Here is a 9,439-nt window from a genome sequence, read left to right on the forward strand (position 1 = left end):
GACAATGAACTCCATGACCCGGCTCTCGCGCCCCGCGGCGCGCTCCCACCCGTGAGCGCCTGTCCGCACGACCCCGCCGCCCGCCTCGCGCTGCTGCGCGCCCAGTGGGGCGGGCGCGGTGACCTGTGGGTCTTCGGCTATGCCTCGCTGATCTGGCGCCCGGAGTTCGAGGCCGCCGAGCACCGTCCGGCGCTGGTGCGCGGCTGGCACCGCGCCTTTCGCATGCGCTCGCAGATCAACCGCGGCACGCCGCAGCAGCCCGGTCTGGTCTTCGCGCTGATGGCCGGCGGCGCCTGCCGCGGCTTCGTCTACCGCATGCGGCCCGAGACCGCCGACGCCGAGCTGCAGCGGCTGTGGGACCGCGAGATGGTCGGCGGCGGCATCTACGACCCGCGTTTCCTGCCCTGCGAGACGGCACAGGGCACGGTGCCGGCGCTGGCCTTCACGCTCAGCCGGCGCAGCGAGCACTACACCGGCCGGCTGTGCGACGAGGAGGTGCTGGCCATCCTGCGCCACGCCCGGGGACGCTACGGCACGACGCTGCAGTACCTGGCCGAAACCGCCGCCGCCCTGCGTGACCGTGGCGTGCACGACCGCGAGATCGAGCGCCTGATGCGCCTGGCGGCCTGTGCCGGGCTGGTCGGCCGCGGCGGCGATCAGCCGGCCAGCGCGCGGCGCAACGGCCAGCGAGGGGCGTCCAGGTCGTCGTCGGGGTCGACCGCGACGAGCACGCCGGCGTCGTCGACCTCGACGCCGACGGCCGGATAACGCGCCATCAGCCGGCGCGCACCGTCGTCGCCCTGCAGCGACGCCAGTTCCGAGTACAGCTCGGCGGCGAAGCCCACCGGATGGCCGCGGCGTCCGCCGTGCTGGGCATAGGACACCGCATGCGTGGCCACCGAGCCGGCGACAGCCAGGATCGTCGCCGGCCGCAGCATCGGCAGGTCGCCGGGCAGCACCAGCCAGCCGGCCGAGTCGGGGCTGTCGCGCACACCGGCGGCGATCGACTGGCCCGCGCCGCGCTGGGCGCTGGCGTCGTCGAGCACCAGCAGGTCACGCAGCGGCAGCGCGGGCCGCAGCAGCGGCACCAGGCGCTCGGTCGTGACGACGAGCACACGCAGGCCGGTCTGCAGCGCATGGGCGACGGTGGTGCCGAGCACCGTCGAGCCGTGAAGCGCTTGATCCAGCGGGTGCCGCGCCGGGTGGAAGCGCGCCCCCTGCCCGGCTGCCAGCACGACGATCGTCGGGCTCGTGTTCATGGCGCTCGCCTTCCCCGTCGACTCCCCGTGTCACGAAGAATGGCGGCGGCGGACGACGGCCGGCAGTGGGACGTTCACCTACGGCGTTCCACGTAAGGGAAGCACCGTCTGGGCACCGCCGGGCCGGGCGTCGCCGGCCCGCTTCCTATACTCGGCCCATGGACCTGGCTGCCCTCCGCAAGAGCTACGAGCGCGACGCGCTCGACGAGACCGCTTCCGACGCCGACCCGCTGCGCCAGTTCGAGCGCTGGATGAAACAGGCGATCGACGCCCAGGTGCCCGAGCCGAACGCGATGACCGTGGCCACCGTCGGCACCGACGGCCGGCCGTCGACGCGCGTCGTGCTGATCAAGGGCTTCGACGCGCGCGGCATCGTCTGGTACACGAACTACGACAGCCGCAAGGGCCGCGAGCTGGCCGTCAACCCCCATGCCGCGCTGCAGTTCCACTGGATCGAGCTGGAGCGTGTGGTGCGCATCGAGGGCCGGGTCGAGAAGGTCGAGCCCGAGCTGTCGGACGCCTATTTCGCCTCGCGGCCGCTGGACTCGCGCATCGGTGCCTGGGCCTCGCCGCAGAGCCAGGTGATCCCGTCGCGCGCGACGCTGGTCGCCAACGCGGCCAAGTACGCCGCGAGCTACGCGCTGTCGCCGCCGCGGCCGCCGCACTGGGGCGGCTACCGCCTGGTGCCCGACGGCTGGGAGTTCTGGCAGGGCCGCAAGAGCCGGCTGCACGACCGGCTGCGCTACCGCCTGGACGGCGGCGCGTGGGTGCGGGAGCGGCTGGCGCCGTAAGCCGCGACAGCGGCGCTTCGTCGCCGCCGGCCCGCGTTTCGTCGCACGGCACGCGCGCCGGCGCCACCCTGGGCGCGACCATGCGCCATGGACAGCGCGCAAACCCTGTCGCGGACACTCCCGAGGCGCGGCCCGTGGCGCTCGGCGCAGAATCCGGCGTCCGCCGCCACCGGGGGGTCCGCGGCATGAGCTTCGCCCGCACCAAGATCCAGCCGCCGCGGCCGCGCGCCGGCACGGCCGGCACCTGGATCGAGCGCCCGGCGCTCGACGCCCATCTGCTGGACGCGCTGCTCGGCCAGCGCCTGGTGCTGGTCTGCGCCGCCGCCGGCTACGGCAAGACCACGGCCTTGGCGAGACAGCTCGCCCGGCTGCCGGCCGGCACCGCCGTCGCCTGGATCTCGGCCGACGCCGACGACGACCTGCACCGCCTGCTGGAGTGCTGGATCGCCGCGCTCGAACCCCATGACCTGCCGTGGCGCACCGCGCCCGAGGCGCTGCTGGCGCGTGTCGACGATCCGCGCGGCCGCGCCCGGCTGGCCGCCGAGCTGCTCGACGCGCTCGAATCCTGCGAAGTCGAGCACGGCGTCATCGTCTTCGACGACCTGCACCGCGTCGCCGACGCCGCGTTCTTCGAGCTGCTCGACGGCGTGCTCGAACGCCTGGGCCCGCGCTGGACGGTGGCCGTCGCGACACGCGAGGACCCGCCGCTGTCGCTGGCGCGCTGGCGTGCCGCCGGGGAGCTGGCCGAGTTTCGCCGCCACGAGCTGCAGTTCGCCACCGAGGAAGCCGAAGCGCTGGCCGGCGCGCTGGAGGCCGAGGGCCCGGGCGCGACGGCGCTGGCCGCACGCACACGCGGCTGGCCCGCCGGCCTGCGGCTGGCGCTGGCGCACGGTGCCCGCAGCGCCGCCGCCGGCGAACGTGCGATCCGCGACTTCCTCGACGAGGAGGTGATCGGGCCGCTGCCGGCCGAGCTGCGGGCCTTCCTGCTGCGCAGCGCCGTGCTGCCCGAGCTGACCGCCGCGCGCGCCGCCGCCGTCACGGGTGACGCGCGCGCCGCGGCCCAGATCGAGCGCATCGAGCGCCTGGGCCTGTTCGTCAGCAGCCTGCAGGCCGCCGAGCCGACGCTGCGGCTGCACGACCTGTTCCGCGAGACGCTGCTCGAACGCCTGCGGCTCGAGCACCCCGACGAATGGCCGGCGCTGTGGCGACGCGCCGCCGCCGGCGAGAGCGACCCCGCGCGCCAGCTGCCGATGCTGCTGCACGCCGGCGACGTCGACGGCGCCGCCGCGGCCCTGCTCGCCCAGGCGCCGACGCTGCTGACCGAAGGCGCGCTGGCCACCGTCGCCCACCTGCTGGCGCTGTTCCCGGACAGCTTTGCCGCCACGTCGCCGGCGCTGCACGAGGCGCGCGGCCTGCTGGCCTGGGCGCGCTGGGACTTCCCGGCGATGCTGCAGGCGATGCGCGCGGCCGAACGCGGCTGGGTCGCATGCGGCGAGGCCGACCGGGCGCGCGCCGCGGTGGCCTACCAGTCGCTGGCGCTGAACGCGCTGGGCCGCCACGTCGAGAGCGCGGCGCGGCTGGGGCCGCTGCGGCGCGAGGCGATGTCGCGCGACACGCGCGTCGTCGTGCTCGTCGCCTGCACCTGGCATGCGCTGGACCTGGGCTCGCTGCACCGGCTGGGGCCGCTGCTCGACGAGCTGGTGGCGCTGCTGGAGACCTGCGACGACGCCTCGCTGTGGTACCGCGCCCACCCGCTGCCGCGCCTGAACGGCCTGCCGGGCACCGAGGCCGCGCTGCAGCGCTACGTGCGCGGCGCCTTGCGGGTCGCCGCCGACCGGCCGCTGCCGCTGCGTGCGCTGGCGCGTGTGCAGGCCGGCTGGCACCACGCCTGGCAGCGCGGCGAGCTCGACGCCGCCGAGCAGGAACTGGCTGCGGTTCTGGACGACTGCCGCTGGCTCGGCGAGCCGGCCAACGTCGCCGGCAGCGCGCAGCTGCTGGCGGCCTTCGTGCACGCGCTGCGCGGCGAACGCGAGCCGGCGCTGGCTGCCGCCGAGCGCCTGGTCGACGAACACCCGGCGGCACGCGGGCCGGCTTCGCTGTGGGTGCTGCGGCTGCATGCGGCGCGTGTGGCCGCACGTTTCGGCGAACGCGAGCGCCTGCTGCGCCATCTCGACTGGCTGCGCGGCCATCCGTCGGCCGACGGCTTCGCCGCCGCGGCCCAGGCCAGCCAGATCGAGGCGCTGGCGGGCCACGTCGAACGGCTGGCCGGCCGCCCCGATGCGGCGATCGACTGCTGGAGCCGGGCGCTGGAGTGCGAGGAGGCCGTCGACCGCCTGGGCCACGCCGTCGAGGTGCGGCTGTACCGCGCCGCGGCGCTGCTCGCCCAGGGCCGGCGCGAGTCGGCCGCCGCCGAGCTGGCGACCGCGGTGCGCCGCGTCGCCGGGGGTGCCGGCGTCGGCGCGGCGCTGTTCGCGCGCCCGGCCCTCGAGGCGCTGGCCGCCACCGACTGGACCGGCGTGCTGGCCGACGAAGCCGTCGCCGTGCTCGGCGGCTGGCTGGGCCGGGCGTTCGCGCCGCCGGCCGCGGCGCCGGCACCACTGCCCGGCGGCCTCAGCGCACGCGAGTGGGAGGTGCTGGAGCGCATCGCCGCCGGCGACAGCAACAAGCTGATCGCACGCGCGCTGGACTTGAGCCCGCACACCGTGAAGCGCCACGTCGCCAACATCCTCGACAAGCTGGGCGCCGCGTCGCGCGGCCAGGCCGCCGCCTGGTACGCCGTGCAGCGCGGCTGAGCCGCCGCCGATGGCCCGTCGTGGCCGCGGCGATGGCTCCTGCGGACGATGCCGGCGCCGGGGCCGCTGTCCAGACTTCGGTTCCACGCCGGCCGCAGGGCGCCGGCGATCACGAGGAACCCCGATGCACACGATCTCCGCCCTGCCGGGCAACACCTACGCCGCCACCGCGACGGCCGCGCGCTTCGACCTCTACGTCTTCATCCACAAGGCGCTGCGCGAGTTCATGCATCACACCGTCGCCGCCGTCGGCGCGATGGACCTCGACGACGCCGGCGAACGTGCCGACGTGCTCGACCAGGTCGAGCTGCTGCTGGCCACGCTGCGCGGCCACGTGCAGCACGAGAACGACTTCATCCACACCGCGATCGAGGCGCGCCGGCCCGGCGGCGCCGCCGACACCGCCGGTGACCACGTCGAGCACCTGGAGGCCATCGCCAACCTCGAGGACGAGACGCACGCGCTGCGCACGGCGGCACCGGCGCAGCGCGCGCTGCTGGCGCTGCGGCTGTACCGTCACCTCGCGGCCTTCGTCGGCGAGAACCTGCTGCACATGCAGGTCGAGGAGACGCGCAACAACGCCGCGCTGTGGGCGCTGTACCGCGACGACGAGCTCGTCGCGCTGCACGACCGGCTGATGGCGACGATCCCGCCGCAGGAGATGGCACTCGTCGTGCGCTGGCTGGCGGTGGCGCTCAGCGTGCCCGAGCTGGCGATCCTGTTCGCCGATCTGCGCGCCAAGGCGCCGCCGCAGGCCGTCGAGGCGCTGCTGGGCGTGGTGCGCCAGCAGGTGTCGGCGCCACGCTGGGCGCGGCTGGCGCAGGCGATCGGCCGCGAGGCCTGATCAGTCGGCCGCGGCGTCGCCGACCTGGCGCACGACACGCTGCGGGAACGGGATCTCGACGCCCTCGGCGTTCAGCAGGCGCAGCAGCGCCAGGTTGACCGCCGAGCGCACGTTGCCCTGGCCGTTGTGCGGGTCGCCGATCCAGAAGCCGATCGTCAGCTCCAGGCCGTCGGCGGCGAAGCTGCTGAGCTGCACCGACGGCGCCGGGTCGGCGAGCACACGCGGCACCGCCGCGACCGCGGCGCTGATGCGCGGCATCAGCGTGTCGAGGTCGGTGCCGTAGGCCACCTGCACGACGGTCGACAGCCAGACCCGGGTGTCGGCCAGCGAGGCGTTCTCGACACGCTGCACGATCATCATCTCGTTGGGCACGATGGACTCGCGGCCGTCGAGCGCGCGGATCACGGTGTAGCGCGTGTTGATGTCGGTGATGCGGCCGGAGAATCCGTCGACGCTGACCATGTCGCCGATGCGCACGCTGCGCTCGGCCAGGATGACGAAGCCGCTGACGTAGTTGGACGCCAGCTTCTGCAGGCCGAAACCGAGGCCGACGCCGATCGCGCCGCCGAACACGCTGAGCGCCGTCAGGTCGATGCCGGCGGCCGACAGCGCCATCATCAGGCCGACGAACAGCAGCACCGAACGCAGCAGGTTGGCCGCCATCTTGCGGACCGACAGGTTGTCGCCCGCGCCCTTGAGCAGGCGCTGCTCGAGCACCTGCGAGATCCACAGCGTCAGCACCAGCACGATCGAGGTGTTGAACACCGCCTCGATGACGCTGCCCACCGACAGCCGCACGCTGCCGACCTTCCAGGTGATGGCGTCGAGTTCGGCCATCAACAGCGGCAGCACGCCGGTGATCCACAGCACCGCGCCGATCCAGGCGATCCAGGACACGCTGCGCTCGACGACGCGCATCACGCCCGACTTCGGGAAGGCCTGCTGCAGCACACGCACCGTCAGCCGGATCAGCAGCAGCGACAGCAGCACCGGCACCGCCAGGCGGAACACCGCGCGCGGCACCGCGTCGCCGAGGATCCACTCGCCGGCGACCGCGAAACACAGCGCCAGCAGCGGGAACAGCACGCCGTCGACGCCGCGGCTGCCGAGCCAGATCGAGCCCTTGTGCTCGACGCGGGCGGCGATCTGGCGCACCAGCGCCCAGGCCAGCGCCAGGCACAGCACGACGATGCCCAGCTCGATCAGCGCCCCGGGCGCACGCAGCGAATCGAAGATCTGGCCGAGGCGTTCGGCCGTCGTGGCGCGGACCATCAGACGTCGGCGAGCACCCGGATGTGCGCGGCCACGCTGCGCGCCAGCGCGCTGAGGTTGTAGCCGCCCTCGAGCACCGAGACGACGCGGCCCTTCGCGCAGCGGTCGGCGACACCGACGACCTGGCGCGTGATCCACTCGAAGTCGGCCTCGACCAGGCCGAGCTGGCCCATGTCGTCCTCGCGGTGGCCGTCGAAGCCGGCGGAGATGAAGACCATCTGCGGCTCGAACTCCTCCAGCCGCGGCATCCACATCGCCATCAGCGTCTCGCGCAGCTCGCCGCCGCGCGTGTACGGCGGGATCGGCACGTTGACCATGTTCTCGCCCTTGGGCACGGCGCCGCTGTACGGGTACAGCGGGTGCTGGAAGAAGCTGCACATCAGGATGCGCTCGTCGCCGGCGACGATGTCCTCGGTGCCGTTGCCGTGGTGCACGTCGAAGTCGATGATCGCCACGCGCTTCAGGCCGCGCACGTCGAGCGCGTGGCGCGCCGCGATCGCGACGTTGTTGAAGAAGCAGAAGCCCATCGTCTCGTCGCGCGTCGCGTGATGGCCCGGCGGGCGCACGGCGCAGAAGGCGTTGCGGGCGCGGCCGTCGAGCACGTCGTCGGTGGCCGCGACGCAGGCCCCGGCGGCACGCAGCGCGGCGCGCCAGGTGTCGGGGCAGGCGAAGGTGTCGGGGTCCAGCGCGCGGGCCTGGCCGCTCTCCTGGATCTGCACCAGCGCGTCCTGCAGCTGCAGCACGTAGCCGGCGCTGTGCGCGCGCTCGATCTGCTCGAGCGTGGCCGGCGGCGCGTCGCGGAAGTCGAGCGCGACGTCCAGGCCGGTGGCCAGCAGGTGATCGGAGATCGCGTCCAGCCGCTGCGGGCACTCGGGGTGTCCTGGCCCCATATCGTGCAATCGGCACTCCGCATGGCTGTAGAACGCGGTCGTCATGAGTCGTCGTTATGGTTTCGGGGTATGGTCCCGCGCATGGATTCGAGCCTTGCGCGCCAGATCTCCGGGCTGGTCGATCAGATTAGCACGATCATCGTCGGCAAACGCCCGCAGATCGAGGACAGCGTCGCCTGCCTGCTGGCCGGCGGCCACCTGCTGATCGAGGACGTTCCCGGCGTCGGCAAGACGACGCTGGCCCACGCGCTGGCCGGCTCGCTGGGGCTCAGCTTCTCGCGCACGCAGTTCACCGCCGACCTGATGCCCAGCGACCTGGTCGGCGTCAGCGTCTTCGACCGCCAGCGCGACGCCTTCGTCTTCCACCCCGGCCCGGTGTTCGCGCAGGTGCTGCTGGCCGACGAGATCAACCGCGCCGGCCCGAAGACGCAGAGCGCGCTGCTCGAGGCGATGGAAGAGCACCAGGTCTCCATCGACGGCGAGACGCGCGCGCTGCCGCGGCCATTCTTCGTCATCGCGACGCAGAACCCGAGCGACCAGCTCGGCACCTACCCGCTGCCCGAGAGCCAGCTCGACCGCTTCCTGCTGCGCATCACGCTGGGCTACCCCGACCGCGCCAGCGAACGTGCGCTGCTCGCCGGCGAGGACCGGCGCGAGCTGGCGACGCGGCTGCGGCCGGTGATGGACCCGGCCGGGCTGCTGGCCGCACAGCAGGCGGTGCAGCGCGTCAAGGCCAGCGAGCCGCTGCTCGACTACCTGCAGGCGCTGATCGCCGAGACACGCTCCGGGCGCTGGTTCGTGCAGGGCCTGTCGCCGCGTGCCGGCATCGCCGTGCTGCGCGTGGCGAAGGCCCGCGCGCTGATGGCCGGGCGCGACTGGGTCGCGCCGGAGGACGTGCAGGCGCTGCTGCCGCAGGCCGTCGCCCACCGGCTGCAGCCGGTGCCCGGTGCCGGGCGCGGCGCCGTGGCGCAGGTGCGGGCGATGGTCGAGGCCACGCCGGTCCCGTGATCGCCGCCGCGCGCGAGGCCTTCGAGCGCTGGCTCGAGCGCCGCATGCCGGCGTCCGACACCTGGACGCTGACCCAGCGCAACCTCTACATCGTGCCGACACGCGCCGGGCTGGCGTTCGCGGCCACGCTGCTGGCGATGCTGCTGGCGTCGATCAACTACCAGCTCAACCTCGGCTACGTGCTGACCTTCCTGCTCGCCGGCGCCGGCCTGGTGTCGATGCACCAGACGCACGGCACGCTGCGCGGGCTGACGCTGCACCTGAAGGCGCCGCGGCCCGGTTTCGCCGCCGACGCGGCGACGGTGGAGATCGTGCTGACCAACCCCGGCCGGCGCCCGCGCCACGGCATCGCGCTGGGCTGGCGGCGCCAGGGCGGTGTCGCCTGGTGCGACGTCGACGCCGGCGCGCAGGAGACGGTGCAGCTGGCCTTCGTGCCGCCGCGGCGCGGCTGGCACGCGCTGCCGCTGGTGGTCGTCGAGACGGTGTTCCCGCTCGGGCTGTTCCGCGCCTGGAGCGTCTGGCGGCCGGCCGCGCGCGTGCTCGCCTGGCCGCGGCCCGAGACGCCGGCGCCGGCCGTGCCGGC

The 9,439-nt window shown here is 74.2% G+C and carries 8 protein-coding genes and 1 pseudogene; 6 read left to right on the plus strand and 3 right to left on the minus strand.

Translation table 11 applies throughout. The annotated features are described in order from the left end of the window. Window positions 1-51: 51 nt before the first annotated feature. Window positions 52-768, plus strand: a complete 717-nt coding sequence (locus tag RBXJA2T_RS14675; RefSeq protein ID WP_009858188.1) for a gamma-glutamylcyclotransferase — start codon at window positions 52-54, stop codon at window positions 766-768. Here the strand turns inward: RBXJA2T_RS14675 and RBXJA2T_RS14680 are convergent. Continuing rightward, entirely contained in the window at window positions 657-1,259 is a 603-nt protein-coding gene (locus RBXJA2T_RS14680) for a nucleotidyltransferase family protein (protein WP_009858189.1), read from the minus strand. The two genes, RBXJA2T_RS14675 and RBXJA2T_RS14680, sit on opposite strands and share 112 nt — an antisense overlap. Window positions 1,260-1,417: 158 nt before the next feature. Here RBXJA2T_RS14680 and pdxH point away from each other — a divergent pair, with 158 nt between their 5' ends. From pdxH to RBXJA2T_RS14695, 3 genes are all read left to right on the plus strand, one after another. Beyond that, window positions 1,418-2,050, plus strand: a complete 633-nt coding sequence (gene pdxH / locus RBXJA2T_RS14685) for a pyridoxamine 5'-phosphate oxidase (RefSeq protein WP_009858190.1) — start codon at window positions 1,418-1,420, stop codon at window positions 2,048-2,050. Window positions 2,051-2,235: 185 nt separating this feature from the next. Further along, window positions 2,236-4,842 (plus strand): helix-turn-helix transcriptional regulator, encoded by a 2,607-nt coding sequence (locus tag RBXJA2T_RS14690; protein ID WP_009858191.1) that lies wholly within the window; start codon window positions 2,236-2,238, stop codon window positions 4,840-4,842. A 124-nt stretch (window positions 4,843-4,966) separates the two neighbouring features. Next, the gene (locus tag RBXJA2T_RS14695; protein ID WP_009858192.1) at window positions 4,967-5,686 is read left to right on the plus strand and encodes a hemerythrin domain-containing protein; all 720 of its coding nucleotides are present in this window, start codon (window positions 4,967-4,969) and stop codon (window positions 5,684-5,686) included. Here the strand turns inward: RBXJA2T_RS14695 and RBXJA2T_RS14700 are convergent, their stop codons facing one another. After that, entirely contained in the window at window positions 5,687-6,958 is a 1,272-nt protein-coding gene (locus RBXJA2T_RS14700; RefSeq protein WP_009858193.1) for a mechanosensitive ion channel family protein, read from the minus strand. Continuing rightward, window positions 6,958-7,893: a histone deacetylase family protein gene (locus tag RBXJA2T_RS14705; RefSeq protein ID WP_029718625.1), complete on the minus strand. Its 936-nt coding sequence runs from the start codon at window positions 7,891-7,893 to the stop codon at window positions 6,958-6,960. Before RBXJA2T_RS14705 ends, RBXJA2T_RS14700 begins: the two co-directional genes overlap by 1 nt. Window positions 7,894-7,929: 36 nt before the next feature. Here RBXJA2T_RS14705 and RBXJA2T_RS14710 point away from each other — a divergent pair, with 36 nt between their 5' ends. Together RBXJA2T_RS14710 and RBXJA2T_RS14715 are read left to right on the plus strand one after the other, a co-directional pair. Further along, a complete protein-coding gene (locus RBXJA2T_RS14710; RefSeq protein ID WP_037290294.1) occupies window positions 7,930-8,856 on the plus strand; it encodes an AAA family ATPase in 927 nt (308 codons plus the stop codon). Then, a pseudogene (locus RBXJA2T_RS14715) lies at window positions 8,853-9,439 on the plus strand (DUF58 domain-containing protein); the annotation flags it as partial. The gene RBXJA2T_RS14710 and the pseudogene RBXJA2T_RS14715, both read left to right, overlap by 4 nt.

Source organism: Rubrivivax benzoatilyticus JA2 = ATCC BAA-35 (assembly GCF_000190375.1).
In the GTDB taxonomy this organism is placed as follows: Bacteria; Pseudomonadota; Gammaproteobacteria; order Burkholderiales; family Burkholderiaceae_C; genus Rubrivivax; species Rubrivivax benzoatilyticus.